Raw genomic sequence first — 694 nt, forward strand, 5'->3', positions numbered from 1 at the left:
TACCATTGAAGGAATTAGAGAAAATTTACGTGTTCTTCTTATTTCCGGCGCACCTTACAATGGTGAACGGACATGGCGTAATCTTTTGAAAGGTGACTCAAATATTGATCTTGTTCATTTTACTATTTTGCGTCCTCCCAACAAAGCAGATAATACGCCATTAAGCCAACTATCACTCGTAGTTTTTCCTACAAGGAAGCTCTTTGTTGAAGAGATTGATAATTTTGATCTGATTATCTTAGATGGCTACCAACACTCTACTGTTCTCCCCTTAATTTATTATGATTATATCGCTCAATATGTACAAAAGGGTGGTGCATTGTTGATGGTAACAGGACCTGAATTTACCCAAAAAAATTCGCTTGCAAAAACACCATTAATAAGCATCCTCCCTGCATTACCCAATGGTGTTATTATTCAAAAGCCTTTCCGCCCTACGTTAACAAAAGAAGGCGAACGTCATCCTGTCACAAGAGGTCTTGCAACATCAACTCATCCAGCCTCTCAATGGGGACAGTGGCTACGACAAATTGCAATTGAAAACACACATAAAGGCATCTCCCTCATGAAAGGAGCAGATGAACAACCACTTTTGCTTCTTTCCCATGAAGGAAAAGGACGTGTAGGTATGTTACTTTCCGACGAAAGTTGGCTTTGGGCACGAGGCTTCGAGGGCGGTGGCCCTTATGCAGCT

At 41.2% G+C, this 694-nt stretch carries 1 pseudogene; it reads left to right on the forward strand.

Annotation, left to right across the window (positions count from 1 at the left end):
• Positions 1-694 (forward strand): annotated as a pseudogene (locus ACFINZ_RS10960) (hypothetical protein); the annotation flags it as partial.

Source organism: Bartonella sp. AA81SXKL (genome assembly GCF_042196945.1).
GTDB lineage: Bacteria > Pseudomonadota > Alphaproteobacteria > Rhizobiales > Rhizobiaceae > Bartonella.